At 69.5% G+C, this 19,924-nt stretch carries 14 protein-coding genes; 8 read left to right on the forward strand and 6 right to left on the reverse strand.

The window, feature by feature from the left end; translation table 11 throughout:
* Nucleotides 1–9: 9 nt before the first annotated feature.
* The gene (locus ABZ928_RS18540; protein WP_361519620.1) at nt 10–2,604 is read left to right on the forward strand and encodes a hypothetical protein; all 2,595 of its coding nucleotides are present in this window, start codon (nt 10–12) and stop codon (nt 2,602–2,604) included.
* A 55-nt stretch (nt 2,605–2,659) separates the two neighbouring features.
* Here the strand turns inward: ABZ928_RS18540 and ABZ928_RS18545 are convergent, their stop codons facing one another.
* Together ABZ928_RS18545 and ABZ928_RS18550 are read right to left on the reverse strand one after the other, a co-directional pair.
* Nucleotides 2,660–3,256: a nucleotidyltransferase family protein gene (locus tag ABZ928_RS18545; protein WP_361519623.1), complete on the reverse strand. Its 597-nt coding sequence runs from the start codon at nt 3,254–3,256 to the stop codon at nt 2,660–2,662.
* A 22-nt stretch (nt 3,257–3,278) separates the two neighbouring features.
* Nucleotides 3,279–4,721: an aminotransferase class V-fold PLP-dependent enzyme gene (locus tag ABZ928_RS18550; RefSeq protein WP_361519626.1), complete on the reverse strand. Its 1,443-nt coding sequence runs from the start codon at nt 4,719–4,721 to the stop codon at nt 3,279–3,281.
* A gap of 174 nt (nt 4,722–4,895) precedes the next feature.
* Here ABZ928_RS18550 and ABZ928_RS18555 point away from each other — a divergent pair, with 174 nt between their 5' ends.
* Nucleotides 4,896–5,384, forward strand: a complete 489-nt coding sequence (locus tag ABZ928_RS18555; protein WP_361519628.1) for an Lrp/AsnC family transcriptional regulator — start codon at nt 4,896–4,898, stop codon at nt 5,382–5,384.
* A gap of 79 nt (nt 5,385–5,463) precedes the next feature.
* Here the strand turns inward: ABZ928_RS18555 and ABZ928_RS18560 are convergent, their stop codons facing one another.
* Nucleotides 5,464–6,930, reverse strand: a complete 1,467-nt coding sequence (locus ABZ928_RS18560) for a non-reducing end alpha-L-arabinofuranosidase family hydrolase (RefSeq protein ID WP_361519631.1) — start codon at nt 6,928–6,930, stop codon at nt 5,464–5,466.
* Between the two features lie 382 nt (nt 6,931–7,312).
* Here ABZ928_RS18560 and ABZ928_RS18565 point away from each other — a divergent pair, with 382 nt between their 5' ends.
* The gene (locus tag ABZ928_RS18565; RefSeq protein WP_361519634.1) at nt 7,313–8,749 is read left to right on the forward strand and encodes an endo-1,4-beta-xylanase; all 1,437 of its coding nucleotides are present in this window, start codon (nt 7,313–7,315) and stop codon (nt 8,747–8,749) included.
* A gap of 80 nt (nt 8,750–8,829) precedes the next feature.
* Here ABZ928_RS18565 and ABZ928_RS18570 read toward each other — a convergent pair whose 3' ends face one another.
* Together ABZ928_RS18570 and ABZ928_RS18575 are read right to left on the reverse strand one after the other, a co-directional pair.
* A complete protein-coding gene (locus ABZ928_RS18570) occupies nt 8,830–9,951 on the reverse strand; it encodes an acyl-CoA desaturase (protein ID WP_361519637.1) in 1,122 nt (373 codons plus the stop codon).
* Nucleotides 9,952–9,958: 7 nt separating this feature from the next.
* Nucleotides 9,959–11,014 (reverse strand): ferredoxin reductase, encoded by a 1,056-nt coding sequence (locus ABZ928_RS18575; RefSeq protein WP_361519640.1) that lies wholly within the window; start codon nt 11,012–11,014, stop codon nt 9,959–9,961.
* A gap of 88 nt (nt 11,015–11,102) precedes the next feature.
* Between ABZ928_RS18575 and ABZ928_RS18580 the strand changes: the two genes are divergently transcribed.
* Complete coding sequence (locus ABZ928_RS18580; protein ID WP_361519643.1) at nt 11,103–12,242, forward strand: helix-turn-helix domain-containing protein; 1,140 nt, start codon at nt 11,103–11,105, stop codon at nt 12,240–12,242.
* A 42-nt stretch (nt 12,243–12,284) separates the two neighbouring features.
* Here the strand turns inward: ABZ928_RS18580 and ABZ928_RS18585 are convergent, their stop codons facing one another.
* Nucleotides 12,285–13,322, reverse strand: a complete 1,038-nt coding sequence (locus ABZ928_RS18585; RefSeq protein ID WP_361519646.1) for a LacI family DNA-binding transcriptional regulator — start codon at nt 13,320–13,322, stop codon at nt 12,285–12,287.
* A gap of 440 nt (nt 13,323–13,762) precedes the next feature.
* Here ABZ928_RS18585 and ABZ928_RS18590 point away from each other — a divergent pair, with 440 nt between their 5' ends.
* The 4 genes from ABZ928_RS18590 (at nt 13,763) to ABZ928_RS18605 (ending at nt 19,900) form a co-directional block, all read left to right on the forward strand.
* Nucleotides 13,763–14,605 (forward strand): sugar ABC transporter permease, encoded by an 843-nt coding sequence (locus ABZ928_RS18590; protein WP_361519649.1) that lies wholly within the window; start codon nt 13,763–13,765, stop codon nt 14,603–14,605.
* The gene (locus ABZ928_RS18595) at nt 14,602–15,423 is read left to right on the forward strand and encodes a carbohydrate ABC transporter permease (protein ID WP_361519652.1); all 822 of its coding nucleotides are present in this window, start codon (nt 14,602–14,604) and stop codon (nt 15,421–15,423) included. Before ABZ928_RS18590 ends, ABZ928_RS18595 begins: the two co-directional genes overlap by 4 nt.
* Before the next feature lie 43 nt (nt 15,424–15,466).
* Nucleotides 15,467–16,732, forward strand: a complete 1,266-nt coding sequence (locus tag ABZ928_RS18600) for an extracellular solute-binding protein (RefSeq protein WP_361519655.1) — start codon at nt 15,467–15,469, stop codon at nt 16,730–16,732.
* Nucleotides 16,733–16,870: 138 nt separating this feature from the next.
* Entirely contained in the window at nt 16,871–19,900 is a 3,030-nt protein-coding gene (locus ABZ928_RS18605; RefSeq protein ID WP_361519657.1) for a family 78 glycoside hydrolase catalytic domain, read from the forward strand.
* The last annotated feature ends 24 nt before the right edge of the window (nt 19,901–19,924 follow it).

A 19,924-nucleotide genomic window follows, 5' to 3' on the forward strand; every position in this document is an offset into this window, starting at 1 on the left:
CTGGATCTCATGTCCCCGGAGAAACGCGCCTATATCTGTGCGGAGCTGTGCAACCACTTGGCCGCGGCGGGCCGGTTCGAGCGTCTGGACTCCCTGCTCACGGATCTCGACTTCCTCACCCAGCGCTGCCGGTACGACGGGGTGGACGGAGTACTCCGCGACCTGGAGAACGCCCGCACCGCCCGGCCGCGGCCCTGGCCGGACGACGCGCCGCAGGCCCAGTTCGCCCGGTTCCTGGCGCGCTCGTCGCACCTGCTGCGCCGCCAGCCGGGGCTCCTGTGGCAAGAGGCCCTCAACTCCGCGGAACCCGCGGTGGCGGACGCCGCCGAGGCCCATCGCGAGCTGATGCCCACCGAACCCAGGCTGCGCCGGGCGACCCCACCGGTGGCGGACCACCACACCGGGCAGATCGTCTCCCTCGCCTTCTGGGGAACGGACCTGCTCGTGTCCACCACCGGCCTGGAAGTCTGGGCGTGGGACGTCGCCGGCGCCCGGGTACGGGCCCGCTTCGACACCCCGCCCGCACCGGCGAAGTCACTGTCGGTCTCGCCTGACCAGCGCCACCTGGCAGCGGGCTACGGCTCGCCCGAGCCCTCGCCGTACCTGTCCGGCGTGCGCGTGTGGACGCGCGACGGCGCCGTACGGGCGACGCACGAACTGCAGGACTGGGTGTACACCGTGCGGTGGTCCTCCGCGGACCAGCTGGTCGCGGGCGGCGGGATGCCCCAGGGATCGGAGGCCCTCGGGACGATCTGGCGCATCGACCTCACCCAGCAGAGCAGCGAGCCGGTCGACCACTGGCTCGCGGACCGCCCGGTCGTCCTGACCTGGGACCCCGAACCCGGCGACGCGGACCAGATGATGGCCCTCACCATGGACGGCTTCGTCCTGCACCTGAGCCCCGACTACCGCCCCATCACCCAACGGGAGGCGGTCGACCTCGGCTTCCGCCTGATGGAGGAAGGCGACTACATCGCACACGACGCGCGGATGCTGGCCCGCCGACCCGTCGTCCTGCACCTCGCCGCGCCGGCCACCGACACGGCAGGCTTCCTGCGCGCCGCCGACGCCTTTCGCCACGCGAACCGGATCTGTCTGCTGGGACACCGGCCCGTGCCGCCCGAAATCATGGCCTGGCACAGTTCCGTGGCCGACGGCGTGTACCTCCTGGACCTGGCCGACGGGGAACACCTGCACTCCGGGTTCCACCAGCAACTGATGGACGCCGGGTACCGCGCCCTGTGCATCGCCGCGTCACCGGTCGACGAGAGCTTCGCCTACGGCGCCGGACACGGCCGGGCGTACGTCGGCACGATGGCCGAGACGCGCGTGATCCACCGGGGAGGCGCCCCCGTCACCGCAGTCTGTTTCGACGACACGGCCCACCTCGTGGCCGTCGGGGACGCGGCATCGGGCGTCACGGTCTACGACGTCCACTCCGGCGAGGAGCGGATGCGGACCCGACGCCCCGCTCGCGCCATCGCCGCACTTGCCGGTCCCGACGTCGACCTGGTGCTCTTCGCCGACCATGTCGAGGTCGGAGCCAAGGCGGTGCCGCTGCCGGAGGGGACGACCGGGATCGACATCGCGCGCTGCGCCCAACTCGCCGTAGTCCTCTACCGGGACCCGGAAGCCCCCGCACCCACATCGCACTGGCTCATGGTCGTCGACCTGCGCACGCAGACCGCGCTAGTGCCCGTACCGGTCAAGGTGGCGCACCGAGGCCGGGCGGCCGACGCCGAGGCCCCGGTGTTCCGCCAGGTGGAGATGGCCCTCGAGCCCGACGGATGCCGGGTGTACCTCGCCTCACCCGAGGGCGTGGCCTCCTGCCTGCTTCTGGCCCCCGAGGCGGCCACCTCCCTCGTGCTGCCGGCCGAGGTCCGGGAACGCGAGCGGTCCATGACGGCGTACCGCGTGGGACAGCGGGACCCCGATCTCGCCTGCACTCTCCTCGCCGCCCGGCCCGGGGGAGTCCTGGCCGCCTACGCCGACAACAAGGCCTTCCCGATCGTGACCGGGGAACTGCACATGTGGACACCCGAACACACGGAAGTCATACGGTGCGACAGTGCCGTCACGGCTTTGCGGGCGACGCCCGACTTCGTGGTCGTCGGCACGGAACACGGCGAGGCCATCGCACTGCGACGCGACGCCGGCACCTGGCACCGCCTCGCCACCGTCCACCATCCGGTCACCGTCACCTCGGTGTCCGTCACCGGGGATCTGGCCTGCTCGGCCTCCCAGGACGGCCTGATCATGGTCTGGCGCATACACGACGGCGCGAGCGTCCTCACGACCTCCCTCGACACCGAACCCCTCTCCCTCTCTCTGAACGGCCCCTCCCTGTCCGTCGTCGACACCGTCGGCCGCACCCACCGCTGGCACATCGAGAACCTCCCCCTCACGTCGCCCGCACCACCGCAGCCATCGACCACCGAGCAACTCCACCTCCAGGCCGCCGAATGCATCGGACAGGCACTCGCCGTGGCCTCAACAGGCAAGAAACGCCAAGCAGTCCGGCTCCTCGACACCCTGCCCGACCTTCCCCGACGCTCCACCGTCAAGAAGTACTGGACCAGGCTGCTGCGGCGCGGCCGGTTGTGACGAGTACGCCCGAGCGTGCGTCGAAGCCATCGGATGACCCGTTCCGGGAAGACCGTCAGTTCGGCCAAGGGAGGACTGTGAGTTCCGGCCACTGGTGCTTCCAACGTGCCGCCTTGGTCTCGTAGACCTCCCTCGGGGCAAGGACCGGGTTGGGGCGAACGAGAAGGTTGAACATGTCGGACAGCCCGTGAGGCGCATAGACGCGCCATCCTCCGTCGGATTCCGGCCGGATGCCCAGACAGCACGTCGTTGCGGCGAAGCAGTCGATGGCGGACTCGGTGGACTCATACGGAGGGCACGGCACTCCGAACTTCTGCTCGTACCAAAGATGCACGCGGGCTTCGTTGCGGATCTCGACCTCGGCCGGCAGGTCAGCGAACAAGGCCTGACCTGACTTGATCACGGCATCCTCCGCCTCCCAGGAGAGATCGGTGTTGTCGAAGTAGAAGATGTCGTAGTCCTTGATCCCGTTGGTCGGGGGCCTGCCGGTGGCCACGTTCCACACTGTCTGGAAGAGGCAGCCCGCCGTCATGTACCAGCCGGGCAACTCCAGGGCTGCCGCACGGGTCATCACGTCAGTCAAGATCTCGTTTTGGGTCAGCACGGCTCGCAAGCCGTCGAGTTGCTCGCTGAGAGGAAGTCGCCCAAGCATCCGCCTTGCTTACCACGCTCATTCAGGATGGGCGGGACGGCTTGCGCTTGGCCTCGGCGGTGATGATCTCCAGCGCTTCGGTGATGCGGTCGTGGTGGGTGCGGTGGGAGACCACGCAGACGCGCAGGGTGTAGCGGTTGTCGACGACCGTGCTGGAGAGCACGATGCGCTGGTGGCTGTTGATCCGCTCCAGCAGACGGCGGCTCTCCTCGTCGGCCCGCTGGGCGGCGGCCGGGCTGTTGTCGGCGGGGCGGATGCGGAAGATGACGGTGGACAGGTCCGGGCGCTGCGGCACTTCCAGCTCCGCGACGCCGGACAGCACCTCGTGGACGTGGTCGGCCAGGTCGAGCTTCTCGTCCAGGGCTTCGCGGAAGGCGCCGACCCCGTGCAGGTGCAGCGGGAGCCAGGCCCGCAGGCCGCGGATCTCGTGGGTCAGCTCGGGTCCCAGATGACCGGAGTCCGGGACGCCCGTCGCTCCCATGTCCTGGAGGTAGCTGCCGGTGCCCTCGTGCGCGGCGTGCAGGGCGGCGAGGTCGCGGACGACCAGGGCGCCGGTGCCGAACGGCATGAACAGGGTCTTGTGCGGGTCCAGCGTGACCGAGTCGGCCTCCTCGATCCCGGTCAGACGTTCCCTGCCGCGTCGGGTGAGCCGGAAGAAGCCGCCGTAGGCCGCGTCGACGTGGAACCACACGTCCTCGCGGCGGGCGAGGTCGGCCAGCTCGGGCAGTGGGTCGACGGTGCCGGTGTCGGTGGTGCCGGCGGTGGCGACCAGCAGGAACGGCCGCAGCCCCGCCTCCCGGTCGGCGCGGATCATCGCCGCGGCGGCCGCCGGGTCCATCCGCAGGTCCGTCGTGTGCGGCACGGTCCGTATGTGCGCGGCGCGGATCCCGGCGAGGCGGGCGGCCTTGGCGACGGAGTGGTGGGCGAAGGCGGTCGTGTAGACGGTGCCGTCGGCGAGGTCCTCGCCGAGCCGGTAGTGGCGGGCGGCGACCGTCGCGGAGAAGGTCGCCATCGAGCCGCCGCTGGTCAGCAGGCCGCCGCTGCCCTCCGGGAGGCCGCACACCTCGCGGGCCATCCAGCGGATCACGCTCTCCTCCAGCGCGGCGAGGGCCGGGGCGACCGAGGCGAGGCCGCCGTAGCGGTTGACGGCACGGTTGTAGAACTCGGCGAGCGCGGCCGCGTACAGACCGCTGCCCGGGATGTAGGCCAGGTGACCGGGCCCGGCCGTCTCCAGTGCGCAGTCCGCCGCCTCGTCCAGACGCGCGAGCAGCGCCTTGAGGTCACCGCCCCGCTCGGGCGGCGGCGCCAGGAAGGACTGGACGAGCTCGGCCTCGGCTTGCGGGGACAGGGGGCTGGTCGCGGGGCGGGTGGCGAGGTGGTCGGTGCGGTCGACGACACGGTCCAGGACGAGACGGCCCATTTCGGTCATCGTGGCGCGGTCGGGTTCCAGGGAGAAAGGGTGCATGGGGCAGTCCGATGTGCGTGAGAGGGGTACGGAGGCGGCGGGACCGGCCTGGCGGGTCGGCCGCGGCGCGTGACCAGAATGCGCCGCCGATCCCGGCACGCGATGTCGTAATGAGCGCCTGTATGGCGTCACAGCGCAGGATTGTTCGACTATCCAGCCGATACGCTGCATTTCATGCCACGCCCCCTGTACGACCGTATCGACCGGGCGATCCTGGATCACCTCCAGCGCCACGGCCGCACCCCCAACGTCGACCTCGCCGAGGCCGTCCGCCTGTCACCCTCCTCCTGTCTGCGCCGCACCAAGGCGCTGGAGGAGGACGGGGTCCTGGCGGGCTACCGGGCCGATCTGGACCGCGAGCGCCTCGGTCTCGGGCTGACGGTGTTCCTCTCCCTCAAGGTCGAGCACTCCCGCACCACCTCCCAGGTGGTCGAGGAGGCGCTGAAGGCGATCGAGCACGTGGTCGCCTGCCATGTCGTGTCCGGCGACGCCGACTTCCTCGTCGAGCTCGCCGTGCCGGATCTGCGGACCTTCGAGAAGGTGCTCACCGATCAGATCCTGGCCATCGGTCCTGTGCGCGACGCCCGCAGCACCTTCTGCATCCGCACCGTCATCGACCGCGGCCCGCTGCCCCTCAACTCCTGGCCCGCGTCCCGTGCGTGACCGCACGACACGGCCTGGCCCGTTTCCGTGCGGCGAGCGGGTCCGGCCCCTTCGCGGAAGCCGGACCCGGGTCATGCCGTCAGCGCTGCAGTGTCAGCAGCCCCGGACGGTAGGGGAGGAGGCCGTAGTCGCCGCCTGAGCTGGGGCTGCGGCCCTGGTAGAGGAGTTGGAGGTTGCAAGGGTCGACGGTCATGGTCTGGTCGGCGCTGGCGCGGATCAGCTCGCCGTGGCTGATGTCGTTGGTCCAGGTGGCTCCGCTGTTGGCCTTTCCGGCGAAGGGGTTGCTCTCGGTCGCGGCCTGGGGCGTCCACGTGCCGTTGAGGCTGGTGGCCGTGAACGAGCGGAAGTAGCGGCCCTGCGAGCCGATCGCCTCGACGATCATGAGGTAGCGGTTCTGGCCCGCCAGCTTGTAGACCTGCGGGGCTTCGAACAGGTTGTTCGTCGTGTCGCTCATGACCACGGTGGAGGTCGTACCGAAGCTGCCCGGGAAGTTCCCGATCGGCATGCTTGCCCGGTAGATCTTGCCGTTGTCGCCGGCGAAGAACAGGTACATGTTCGTGCCGTCACCGATGAGCGTCTGGTCGATGGGACCGGTTCCGGAGCCGGAGATGCTTCCGGAGAACAGCACCTGCGGGGACGACCAGCCGTTCGGGTTGGTCGGGTCGCTCGATGTCCGGTAGGAGAAGGCGGTCGCGCCCCACTGGTAGGCGAGCACCCAGATGTTCTTCGGCGCGAAGTAGAAGAGCGTGGGCGCGACCGTGGATGACGACATCGTGTTCTGGCTGGCCGAGGCCATCTCGGACCAGTTGGTGAACGGACTGAAGTTCATCGAGCCCCAACTCGTCCCCGTGTCGTGGGTCGTGGCGTAGACGAGTTGCTTGCCGTTGTAGGGAGCGACGGTGAAGTCCTTGAGCGAGACCCAGCCCGACTTGGGCTGCGCCAGGGCGCCCGTCGATGACCAGCGGTACGTCGACGGAAGGTCGCACGCGCCGGGGGTGTCGGCGCCGACCTTGACGAGCTGCCACTGCTGGTTGGTGCCGCCCCAGTCGTCGTACTGGACGATGTTCGCGTTGTCGGCGGTGGAGGCGCCCTGCACTTCGAGGGCCTTGTTGGTGTGGCGCGAGATGAGTCGTACGTAGCCGTCAGAGCTGTCGGCCAGCCGCCATTGCTGGTTGGTGGCGTTCAGGTCGGTCCACTGGACGATCGAACCGCCGTTCGCGGTGGACCAGTTGTAGAGGTCCAGCACCTTGCCCGAGTGGCGGGACTTGATGCGGTAGTAGCCGTCCCCGGAAGCGACGAACTGCCACTGCTGCTGGGCCTGGTCGTTTCTCGTCCACTGGGTGATGCGGGCACCGTCGTTGGTCGCCAGGTTGTAGACGTCGAGGGCTTTGCCGCTGTTGCGGTTGACCAGTACGTACGAGGCGTTGGGATCGACGGTCGCCGCGTGGGCGGGCTGTGCGCCGAGGAAGGTCGCCACGAGCAGGAGCGGCGAAAGGACGGCGAGTAAGCGTCTGAGCGGGGCCGTGAACGGGTGGCGCAACCACATCTGAGGGCCTCCTTGGCGTGCGGGGCGAGGTGGCGTCGGCGAACCGCGGAGCGGCAGGGCCGGGAAGAATGAACTCCTCGAAACTTTCGAGGAGTTCACTGATCTTTCGACGCCACAACATAGAAATGCGGGGTCCCTCGGTCAAGGTCTGCGGCTGTTCTGGCTGCAAATAGTTCCGCACCTCCATGGACCAGGGGGTGCGGACCATTTCGAATGTTTCGAATAACCGAAGGAAACTTTCTTTGCGGAATGCCTTGACGATCCACCGTCAATGCCTCAATCATCCGTCACCAAGGGTCGACCAAAGTTCGAAATATCGAACCCTGTGCCTCCGGCCGAGCCGCGTCGGAGTGCCCCTGATGTCGATTTTGGAGACACAGCCATGAGCTTGTACGCCCTACCAGGCCCCGGTGTCCGCCGGAGAATCCGCAGCTTGCAGCTGGCACTGCTCATCGGCGTCCTCAGCGCGGTCGCCGCTCTGGTCACGCCGCCGCCGGCGCACGCCGCCGAGAGCACACTCGGCGCCGCGGCGGCCCAGAGCGGCCGCTACTTCGGCACCGCCATCGCCTCCGGCAGGCTGGGCGACTCGGCGTACACCACGATCGCGGGCCGCGAGTTCAACATGGTGACGCCCGAGAACGAGATGAAGATCGACGCCACCGAGCCGCAGCGGGGCCAGTTCAACTTCACCGCCGGTGACCGCGTCTACAACTGGGCGGTGCAGAACGGCAAGCGGGTCCGCGGACACACCCTGGCCTGGCACTCCCAGCAGCCCGGCTGGATGCAGAGCCTCAGCGGCAGCACCCTGCGCCAGGCCATGATCGACCACATCAACGGCGTGATGAGCCACTACAAGGGCAAGATCGCCCAGTGGGACGTCGTGAACGAGGCCTTCGCCGACGGCAATTCGGGCGCCCGGCGCGACTCCAACCTCCAGCGCACCGGCAACGACTGGATCGAGGTCGCCTTCCGCACCGCGCGCGCCGCCGACCCGGCCGCCAAGCTCTGCTACAACGACTACAACACCGACAACTGGACCTGGGCCAAGACCCAGGCCGTGTACAACATGGTCAAGGACTTCAAGCAGCGCGGCGTACCGATCGACTGCGTCGGCTTCCAGTCGCACTTCAACAACGACAGCCCGTACAACAGCAACTACCGCACCACCCTGCAGAGTTTCGCTGCTCTCGGCGTGGACGTGGCCGTCACCGAACTCGACATCCAGGGCGCCTCGGCCACGACGTACGCCAACGTGACCAACGACTGCCTGGCCGTTGCGCGTTGCCTCGGCATCACCGTGTGGGGCGTGCGCGACACCGACTCCTGGCGTGCGGAGCAGACGCCGCTGCTGTTCAACGGCGACGGCAGCAAGAAGGCCGCCTACACCTCTGTGCTCAACGCGCTCAACGGCGGCACCACCACGCCGCCTCCGTCGGGCTCCGGGCAGATCATCAAGGGGGTCGGTTCGGGTCGCTGCCTGGACGTTCCCAACGCCGGCACCGCCGACGGCACCCAGGTCCAGCTGTGGGACTGCAACAACGCCACCAACCAGCAGTGGACGTCCACCAGCGCCGGTGAACTCAGGGTCTACGGCAACAAGTGCCTGGACGCCGCCGGCACCGGCAACGGCGCCAAGGTCCAGATCTACAGCTGCTGGGGCGGCACCAACCAGCAGTGGCGCCTCAACTCCGACGGATCCATCGTCGGTGTCCAGTCCGGTCTCTGCCTCGACGCCGTCGGGAACGGCACCGCGAACGGCACCCAGATCCAGCTGTACAGCTGCTCGGGCGGCAGCAACCAGCGCTGGACCCGCACCTGACACACCCCGCGACAGACAAAGCGGCCAGGAGCTGGGCGGTGTGCTCAGCTCCTGGCCCTCTTGGCCTGTGTCACCGGGAATCAGGCGGCGACGAGCTCCCGCTCGCGGTCCGGCGTGGTGACCTCGGGCTTCTTCTTGTTCGGCAGCGAGAGCCGGACGACCTTGCGCCACGCGGAGAAGACCTGCTTGGGCAGCGGACCGGTGACGTACTCCAGCTCGTACTTCTCGAACAGCGCGCGCACCTTCACCGCGACCTCGGCGTACCGGTTGCTCGGCAGGTCCGGGAAGAGGTGGTGCTCGATCTGGTGCGAGAGGTTGCCGGTCATGAAGTGCATGGCCTTGCTGCCGCTGATGTTCGCCGAGCCCATCATCTGGCGCAGGTACCACTGACCGCGCGTCTCGCCCTTGATCGACCGGCGCTCGAAGACCTGCACGCCCTCGGGGAAGTGCCCGCACATGATCACCGAGTGGGACCAGAGGTTGCGGACCACGTTCGCGGTGAAGGTGGCGGCGAGCGTGGGGAGGAACGACGGGCCCGACAGCAGCGGGTGGATCACGTAGTCCTTGAGCACCTGCTTGCGGATCTTGCGGCCCACGGCCCTGGCCCGCGCGCGGAACTCCGGGTTCTTGCGGCGGCTCTTGCGCAGGTTCTTGCCGAGCTCCAGGTCGTACGCCGCGATGCCGTACTCGAAGAAGCAGGCGTTGATGAAGTTCCACAGCGGCTGGCCGAGGTGGAACGGGTACCAGCGCTGGTCCTCGTCGACGCGCATGATGCCGTAGCCGAGGTCGTTGTCCTTGCCGATCACGTTGGTGTACGTGTGGTGCAGCTCGTTGTGCGAGTGCTTCCACTGGTCGGCCGGCGAGACGTGATCCCATTCCCAGGTGGTGGAGTGGATCTTCGGGTCCCGCATCCAGTCCCACTGGCCGTGCAGGATGTTGTGGCCGATCTCCATGTTGTCCATGATCTTGGCCACGGACAGGCCGGCGGTGCCGAGCACCCACGCGGGCGGGAAGAGCGAGAACAGCAGCACACCCCGGCTGACCAGCTCCAGCTTGCGCTGCGCCGAGATGACCTTGCGGATGTAGGCGGCGTCCTTCTCGCCGCGGCCGGCGATCACCTCGTCGCGGATCGCGTCCAGCTCGCGGCCGAGCTCCTCGATCTGCTCCGCGGTCAGATGGGCGGTGGGGTCGATGGCGGTCAAGGTGCTCCTACCGTTCGATGTCGCAGGGGCCCGCCGCGGCGGACACGCAGGTCTGGATGAGGACGCCCGGCTCGGCCTCGGTGATCTCGCCGGTGCGCAGGTCGCGGACGACGCCCGCCTTGAGGGGCGAGACGCAGCCGAAGCAGATGCCCATGCGGCAGCCGGAGGGCATGAGCACGCCGGCCTCCTCGCCGATGTCGAGCAGCGGCGTGGCGCCGTCCGCGTCGACGGTCTTGCCGGTGGCGCTGAAGGTGACCTCGCCGCCGTCACCGGCGGCGACGATGGTGGGGCGGAAGCGTTCGGTGTGCAGGCGCTCCGGGATGCCGTGCTCGCTCCAGTGCTTCTCGGCGGCGTCGAGCAGGCCCGCGGGCCCGCAGGCCCAGGTCTCGCGCTCGGCCCAGTCGGGCACGAGTGCGTCGAGACGGGCGATGTCGAGCATGCCGTCCGTGTCGGTGTGCAGCTCGGTCAGGCGCAGCTTCTCGGCCGCGACCAGGTCGTGGAGTTCCTTGCGGAAGATCACGTCGTGCGGCTGGGGCGCGGAGTGGACCATGACGACGTCGTCGAACTCGGTGTCGCGCAGCATGCCCATCACGGGCGTGATGCCGCTGCCGGCCGTCAGGTAGAGCACCTTGGCGGGCTTGGCCCGCGGCAGTACGAAGTCACCGGTCGCCTGGTCGAGCTGGATGAGCGTGCCCGGTGTGGCCCTGCGGACCAGGTGGTTGCTGACCTTGCCGTCCGGGATCGCCTTCACGGTGATCGTGACGCGGCCGTCCTGGCGGTCGGTCGGCGAGGTGAGGGAGTAGGCGCGCCACAGGCGCACCCCGTCCACGTCGACCCCGATCCGCACGTACTGACCGGCGGTGTGGCCGCGCCAGCCCCGTCCCGGCCTGATCACGATGGTCGCGGCGTCACCCGTCTCGGGGTGCACGGCCTCGATGCGCCCTCGCAGGTCGGCGCCCGCGCGCAGCGGGCTGACCAGGTCGAGGTAGTCCGACGGCAGCAGCGGCGTCGTGACCATCTCCAGCAGTTTCCACGCCCTTGTGCGGAGGGCTGTACTCGTCATGGCTTCAGCTTGCTGTGTCCCAGGGCGTAAAGTCCTGACCGCAGGACGTGAATCTGGTCGGCTGAATTGTTCGCAGGGAATAAGAGACGTGAGCCATGCCATGCGGAGGGTCAGCGAACTGGCCCTGGATGAGACGACGGTCACCGCGCTGCGGGCCGCGCTGAAGACCACCGCCGACGAGGTCGTCCAGGCGATCATCGACGAGGTCCCGCCCTACGCCAACGCCCTGGCGGGCCACATGGGCGCCACCATCCGCCGGGCCGTCCGCACCGCCCTGGGGCACTACCTGGACCTCGCCAGCGGGAACGCCACAGGCGGCGACGCCAGTGACGCTGCCTACGAGCTGGGCCGCGGCGAGGTCCGCGACGGCCGCTCGATGGACGCCCTGCTCAGCGCCTACCGCGTCGGCGCCCGCGTGGCTTGGCGCTGTCTGGCGGCGGGTGCCGTACCCGCGGGCCTGCCCGCCGCCGAGGTCGCCAAGTTCGCCGAGCTGACCTTCGCCTACATCGACGAGCTCTCCGCCGCGAGCGCCGCGGGCCACGCCGACGAACTGGCCGCCCGGGGCCGCGCCCACGAGCGCCACCTGGAACACCTGGCCCGCGACCTCCTCGCCGGCGCGAGCCCGGACGTACTGCTGGCCTCCGCACAACGGGCCGGGTGGCAGCCACCGGTCTCACTGACCGCGGTCCTGCTGCCCACCGCCCAGGCCCGGCCCGCCTACCGCACGCTCGACCCGAGCACCCTCGTCCTCGACGACCTGCCGGACGCCACCGGTGTGCTGCTCGTCCCCGACGCCGACCGCTCCCATCTCCTGCGGCAGCTCACCGACCGCACCGCCGTGGTCGGCCCGGCGCGGCCGTGGACCCGCGCGTCCGCCTCGTACGAACGCGCCCTGCGCGCGCGCTCCCTCTCCTCCGACATCCGCGACACCGAGGACCACCTGCCCGAGCTGGTGCTGACCGCCGACGCGGACGCGTTCGCCGACCTGCGCGCCCGTGCCCTGGCACCGCTGCGGACCTTGCCTGTCGGGACCGCGCGGCGGCTGGAGGAGACGTTGCGGGAGTGGCTGCTGCACCAGGGCAGGCGGGACGAGGTGGCGGCGGCGTTGTTCGTCCATCCCCAGACCGTCCGGTACCGGATGTCGCAGCTGCGGGAGCTGTTCCCGGATCTCGCGTCGCCGCAGCGGGTCCTCGAACTGACGCTGGCGGTCGGTCTCCGGGCCGGCTGACGCGTCAGGAGCTGACGCCACGCGGTTCGAGTGCCGCCGAATCTAGGCCGTGGGCGCTCCCGTGCTCCGGCGGGCCACGAGTGTGGGGGAGAGCCTGATCTGCACGGACGCCTTCTGACGGTCCGCGAGCCGCTCCATGAGGAGGCGGGCGGCATTGCGGCCGATCTCCTTGCCGGCCTGGTCGACGCTGGTGAGCGAGATGGGGCCGAGCGCGGCGAGGGTCGTGTTGTCGTATCCCACCACCGAGAGATCACCGGGGACCGTCAGCCCGGCTTCGGCGAACGCCTCCAGCACTCCCATGGCGACGATGTCCGCTCCGGCGAAGACCGCCGTGGGCCGGCGGGCGCGCGTGAGCAGCTCCTTCGCGCCCTCGTAGCCGCCCGGCTGGCTGTAGGTCGTGGAGACGACGTCGATCTCCTCGTCCAGGCCGTGCTCCCGCATGGCCCGCCGGTAGCCGTCGGCGCGCTGGGCGTTGGGCATCTCGACGCTTCGGATCGGATCGGTCTCGCGGTGTTCGATGTGGGCGATCCGGCGGTGCCCGAGTCCGACGAGGTGGCCGACGACCAGGGCCGCGCCGGCCACGTCGTCGTCCGCGACGGTGTCGTACACCGAGGAGTGCCCGTGGCGGCCGACCACGACGGTCGGGACGAGCGAGGCGACGTGCTCCAGGTGGGCGCGGGGCGACACCGGGGCGACCAGGACGAGACCGTCCATGCCGCGGTCGATCATGGCTTCGGTGACCCGGGCTTCCGCCTTCTCGCCGTTGCAGCCCGGGCCGAGGAGGACCTGGTAGTCGGTGTCCTCCAGGTGCGCGGTGATGCCGTCGAGGATCTCCGGGAAGAAGGGGTTGCGGATGTCCGGGAGCATCACGCCGATCGTGTACGTCTGCCCGCGCAGGCCCCGCGCGGCCGCCAGAGGGCGGTATCCCAGCTCGTCGATGGCGCGCCGCACCTTGGCCCGCATCTCGGGGCTCGCCCCGTAGGCGTTGCGCAGCACCTTGGAGACGGCGGTGGTGGACACCTGCGCATGGCGCGCCACATCGACGATGGTCACGCGACGCGGCGGCTTGGGCGGTGCCATGCGGCTTCCTCCGGTCCCGTGGGCAACGTTGGCGGAAAGTGTACGGAGAAAGTCCCCGTCCGGTAAGTGGGATCACGGGTGCGCGGACCGGCGCCTGAGGACTTCGCCGTAACAATCGTGCAGCGTGCGCGGCATCTTGACGACACGCATGGGGCTCTCTAGGGTCTGGCACCACCCGATGGAGAACGTTACCCAACGGCGGGAATCGTAGTGCCCGTCCCGCTGTCGTTCGCAGCCCACAACCCGACAACCCGGCAGGTGCCCTCCCTCCGCCGATCCGCCCCAGCCCGTACCAGGCGTGCTTTGAATCGTTTCAAGGAAGCAGGTCCGTCGCCGTGACCCTTGCACCGAACGCTCAGCTCCCGGATCGCGACCACTCTCCGGACCGCTCCCCGGCGCCACGCGTCCGCCCCGCACGCACCGCGCCACCGTGGTGGTTCATGGCGCCGGCCCTGCTGCTCTTCGCCTTCGTCGTCCTCGTCCCCAGCGTGCGCGGGCTGTACTACGCGTTCACCGACTGGGACGGCCTCGATCCCGACTTCTCCTTCGTCGGCCTGGACAACTTCGCCGACATGTTCCGCGACGAGGACGCGCAGCAGGCCATCTGGCACACCCTGCTCATCGCCGCGTCGATCACGGTCGTGCAGAACGGGGTGGGCCTGCTGCTGGCCCTCGGCGTCAACTCGGCCATCAGGTCCCGCAACGTGCTCCGGGTGCTCCTGTTCGCCCCGGCCGTGATCACCCCGATCGTCACCGCCTACCTCTGGCGCAATCTGCTCGGCCCGGACGGCGCGGTCAACAGCATGTTCGGCGCCGTAGGTCTCGACGGCTGGCAGCAGGACTGGCTGGGCAGCCCGGACCTGGCCCTGTGGACGATCGTCGGAGTGATCGTCTGGCAGTACGCGGGCTACTCGATGGTCATCTTCCTGGCCGGACTGCAGTCGGTCCCCCAGGAGATCCACGAGGCGGCCGCACTCGACGGCGCCGGCCCGGTACGCCGCTTCTGGTCGGTCACCAGGCCGCTCCTGGCCCCCGCCTTCACCATCAACCTGATGCTGTCGATCATCGGCGGACTCAAACTCTTCGACCAGGTCTACGCGCTGACCGGCGGCGGCCCCGGACACGCGACCGACACCATCTCGACGCTCATCTACAAGGACGCCTTCACCCTCGGCGAGTTCGGCTACAGCATCGCCCTCGCCGTGATCCTGACGGTCATCGTCGCCGTCGTCTCCACCGGCCAGTACGCCATGCTGGCCCGCAGCGAGAGGGCCGCCTCGTGAGCCGCTACCGCCCCCGCACCCTCGCCCTCGAACTGTCGATGATCGCCATCGCCCTGCTCGTCGGCTTCCCGGTCTACGTCCTGGTCAACCTCGCCCTGCGACCGGCCTCGGACACCTCGTCCCCGATCAGCCCGACCAGGTCGCCGACCCTGGACAACTTCACCCAGGCCTGGCAACAGGGCGCACTCGGCGGCGCGCTGGCCAACAGCCTGCTGGTGACGGCGTGCAGCGTGGTGATCGTCCTGGCCGTCTCCTCGCTCGCCGCCTATCCGCTCGCCCGCATCACGGCCCGCTGGTCCCGCGGCACATACCTGCTGGTCCTGCTCGGCCTGGTGCTGCCCTTCCAGCTCGCCGCGCTCCCGCTGTACCAGACCATGCGCGACCTCGGCCTGCTCGGCACCCCCTGGGCGCTGGTCCTGTTCTACTCCGGCCTCCAGGTCCCGTTCACCGTCTTCCTCTACGTCGGCTTCCTGCGCGCCCTGCCCCGCGACTTCGAGGACGCCGCACTCATCGACGGCTGCACCCCCCTCCAGGGCTTCCGGTACGTCGTCCTGCCCATGCTCAAGCCCGTCACCGTCACCGCGCTGGTGCTCAACACGGTCGCCGTCTGGAACGACTTCTTCACCCCGCTGCTATACCTCAGCGGCAGCGCCCAGCAGACCATGCCGGTCGCGATCGCCGGCTTCGTCGGCCAGTACGTCACCGACTGGAACCTCATCTTCGCCGCACTCGTGATCAGCATCCTGCCGGTCCTGCTCGTCTACTTCCTCCTGCAACGCAGCATCATCAACGGCTTTGCCGGAGGCCTGCGGGGATGACGCCTCGCCCGCGCCCCGCCTTCCGCTCCGCAAGGGAGACACGATGAAGACACGCACACTCACCGCCCTGGTCGCCACGACGACGGCCGCCGCTCTCCTGGCCGCCTGCAGCGGCGGCACCAAGTCCGCCTCCGACAGCGGCGGTTCGAAGACCCTGACACTCGCCTCGGTCGACCAGGGCTCCATCGAGGACGTCGTCAAGGCGTTCGAGAAGGCCAACCCGGGCGTCAAGGTCCGCTACACCACCAGCGGCGCCGACCAGTACCAGCAGCAGATCCGCACCCAGCTCGCCTCCGGCACCGCACCGGACGTGATGTCCGTGTGGCCCGGCAACGGCAACCCCGGCGCCACCCACGTCCTCGCGAAGCCCGGCTATCTGCGCGACCTCTCCGACCAGCCCTGGGCCGCGAAGATGCCCCCGGCGATCAAGTCCGTCGCCCAGTACGAGGGCAAGACGTACAACGCGATCTTCGGCCAGAACGGCATCGGCGCCGTCTACAACGAGCAGGCCGTGCAGAAGGCCGGCCTCACGCCACCCGACACCTGGACGAAGCTGCTCGCCTTCTGCCGCGACGCCAAGGCCAAGGGCACCCCCGCCTTCGCGCTGGGCAACCAGGACAACTGGGTCACCCAGCTCGTGCTCTACGCGCTCGTCGCGACGACCGTGTACGGCCCGGACCGCAACTTCGACCAGAAGATGCAGGCGGGCCAGGCCACCTTCGCCCAGTCCGAATGGGCCACCGCCCTGGACAAGTACCTGACGATGGAGAAGACCGGCTGCTTCCAGAAGAACCCGCTGGGCACCAACTACGAGGCCAGCCAGCAGCTCGCCGCCACCGGCAAGACCCTCGGCATCGTCCAGGGCAACTGGGTCATCGCCCTGCTCAAGGGCAAGAACCCGCAGGGCACGTTCACCCTCAAGGCGCTGCCCGCGACCGACACCCCGTCCGAGACCCTCATCCCGGCCGCGGCGGGCGCCGGGTACGGCGTCAACGCCAAGGCGAAGAACCCCGAACTGGCGCTGAAGTTCGTGAACTTCGTGATGTCTCCCCAGGGCATGAACCTGTTCGTCAAGAAGCAGGGCGGCCTGCCCTCCCTCCCCGACACGGGGTTCGCGGCCGACGCCTCGCTCACCGAGCTGTCGACGTTCATCACCTCCAACCGCACCGTGCCGTTCATGGACCAGCTGTGGCCCAACGCCAAGGTGCAGCAGACCATGCTCAGCGGCCTCCAGGAGATCTTCAGCGGCCAGAGCACACCGCAGGCCCTCCTCAAGGACATGGACAGCGACTACAAGGCCGGCTCCTGACCGTGGTGCCGGCGCCCGAAAGGACTCCACGGAGTGACCCATGCAGCACCTGAGAACCGAAGGAGTGGCGATGCCGAAGGACAGGCGGGACCCCGCCGCCGCACCGTGCTCGCGGCGAGCGCCGGCGCGGTGCCAGTGATGGCCGGCGTATTGGGCGGGACGCCCGCCGGGGCCGCACCGCAGCGCCCCGTGGAGGAGGGCGAAGTGTACGGACTGACCGTGGAACACCGCACCGACCCGCTCGGCGTGGACGCCGCCCACCCCCGCTTCGGCTGGCGGATGCGGTCCGCCGGCCGCGGCCGCAGCCAGGGCGCCTACGAGATCCTCGTGGCGAGCTCACCGGGCAAGCTGGCCGGGGAGCGCGCCGACGTCTGGAGCAGCGGCCGCATCCCGTCCGCCGACTCGGTGGCCGTCCGCTACCGGGGCAAGCCGCTCGACGCCGCGACCCGCTACCACTGGACCGTCAACGTCTGGGACACCGAGGGCCGTTGGATCGGCAGCGGGCCCGTGGCCTGGTTCGAGACGGGCCTGATGAGCACCGACGGCGTCACCGGCTGGGACGCCGCCGAGTGGATCGGGATGCGCGGCAAGGCGCCCCACTCGCCCGGCGCGCCCATGCTGCGCACCGAGACCCGGCTCAAGGGCCGGGTCCGCGAGGCCCGGCTGTACGTCTCCGCCCTCGGTGTCTACGACGCCTACGTCAGCGGCCACCGGGTGACCGTCCCGCAGGACGGCGGCACCACCCTCGAACTGCTGCCGTCCGGCTGGACGAACTACGACGTGCGCGCCAACTACCTCACCTACGACGTCACCCACCTCGTGGCCCGGGAACCGGTCGTCACCCTGGCGGCCGTCCTCGGCAACGGCTGGTACAACGGCCGGATATCCGAGGGGAGCACGTACTACTCCGAGGACGGTAACGCCCTCGCCCTCAAGGCCAGGCTGCTGATCCGCTACGCCGACGGCACGAGCGAGTCCGTCGTCACCCGGCCGGACGGCACCTGGAAGGCCACCGACACCGGCCCCTACCGGGCCGACGACATCTACGACGGCCAGACCTATGACGCCCGCAAAGAACTGCCGGGCTGGACCTCCTCCGGGTACGACGACTCCGGCTGGTCCGACACCGAAGGCATCCCCTACACGGCCAAGTACCCGGACGCGCGACTCCTCGCCTACCCGGCCGACACCGCCCGCCTGATGAGTCGCTGGGACCGCCGACCGCAGTCGATCACCGTGTACACCGGCGTCACCGGCGAGGGCAGGGGCCGTATCGTCGTCGACCCCGACCGGACCGTGACCGACCCGCACCGGGCGGCCTCCGCCCACGTCACCCTCGGCGCCGGCGACACGGCTGTCTTCGACCTGGGCCAGAACATGGTCGGCGTACCCCGCTACAGCGTGCGCGGCCCCGCCGGAGCCCACGTCACCTTCCGGTTCGGGGAGATGCTCAACGACGACAGCGCCGGCGCGGACGGCCCCGAGGGCTCGGTGTACCGGGCCAACCTGCGCAGCGCCGAGGCCACCAGCACCTACATCCTCAAAGGTGACCGCGACGGTGAGACCCACCAGGACTCCCTCACCTTCTACGGCTTCCGCTACGCGTCCGTCACCGTGACCGAGACGGTCACGATCACCCGTCTGACGGGCAAGGTCGCCACCTCCGCCGTCCAAGAGACCGGCACCCTCACCACGAACGACCCCGACACCAACCAGCTGATCAGCAACATCCGTTGGGGCCAGCGCGGCAACTACCTGTGGGTGCCCACCGACTGCCCCCAGCGCGACGAACGCCTCGGCTGGACCGGCGACACCCAGGTCTTCGCCACCACCGGCCTCTACAACGCCGACGCCGCCCCTTTCCTGACCCACTTCCAGGACACCGTAGTCGACTCGGCGGTCATCTACGGAATGGACAAGGCCCAGTTCACCGGAGTCGCCCCCGGCGGACGCTACAACTTCCCCGGCGGCGGCAGCGGTTGGGCCGACTGCGGAGTCGTCCTGCCCTGGACACTGTGGCAGATGACCGGCGACCCGACGGTCATCGAACGCAACTGGCCGGCCATGACCCGCTACCTCGACTGGATCCGGCAGCAGACCGGCGATACCTTCGCCGGCCAGGGCTCCCTCACCGGCGACTGGCTCGCCCCGCAGAAGACCAGCGCCCAGCTCATGAGCGACGTCTACTACGGCTACGTCGCCCACCTGATGGCCCGGATGGCCCGCGCCGTCGGCCGCCCGACCGAGTCTGAGGCGTACGGGCAGCTGTTCGCCGACATCAAGAAGGCATTCATCGGGAAGTACCTCAGCACCGAGAACGGCACGGTCACCGTCAAGTCCAGCCTCGGCGAGGCGTCCCCGATCGAACCGGGCGCCGACCCGAACCAGAAGACCGAGGACAACACCCAGTCCGCCCTGCTGTGGGTACTCAAGCTCGGCCTCTACGAAACGGAGGCCCAACGCCGGGCTCTGGTAGGCCACTTGGCGGACAACATAGGCAATAACGCGGCCTACAAGGCGGCCCACCCGACCAGCAGTCGGGTCAAGTACGCCGAGAACACGCTGTCCGTGGGCTTCCTCGGCGTCAACGTCCTCGCCCCCGTCCTCAGCGACGAGGGCCGCGCGGACCTGGCGTACCGGCTGCTCCACCAGGACGCCATGCCGTCCTGGCGGTACTCGGTGAAGAACGGCGCCACCACGGTCTGGGAGCGCTGGAACTCCTACTCCAAGGACGACGGCTTCGGCCCGGTCAGCATGAACTCCTTCAACCACTACGCCTACGGCGCCGTGATGGAGTGGATGTACGCCTACATGGCCGGCATCGCCCGCGACCCCGACAGCCCCGGCTTCAAGCACTTCGTCCTCCAGCCGCACCTGGACCCCACGGGCCGGATCACGCGGGTCGCGGCGGCGTACGAGTCGCCGTACGGGCGGATCAAGAGCGAGTGGACGGTCACCGACGCGGGCGCGGCCTTCTCGTACGACGTCCAGGTGCCCGCGAACAGCGAGGCCACCCTGCGCGTTCCGGCCGCCTCGGCCGACACCGTCCGCGAGGGGCGCACCCCGCTGGCCCGCGTCGACGGGGTGCGCTTCCTCGGACATGCCGAGGGGGTGGCGTCGTACCGGCTGCCGTCGGGCTCGTACCGGCTCACGAGCGGGCTTCGCTGATCCCGCACGGACTCTGCACGCGCA

Origin of the sequence: Streptomyces sp. NPDC046909 (assembly GCF_040644695.1) — a bacterium.
Taxonomy (GTDB): domain Bacteria; phylum Actinomycetota; class Actinomycetes; order Streptomycetales; family Streptomycetaceae; genus Streptomyces.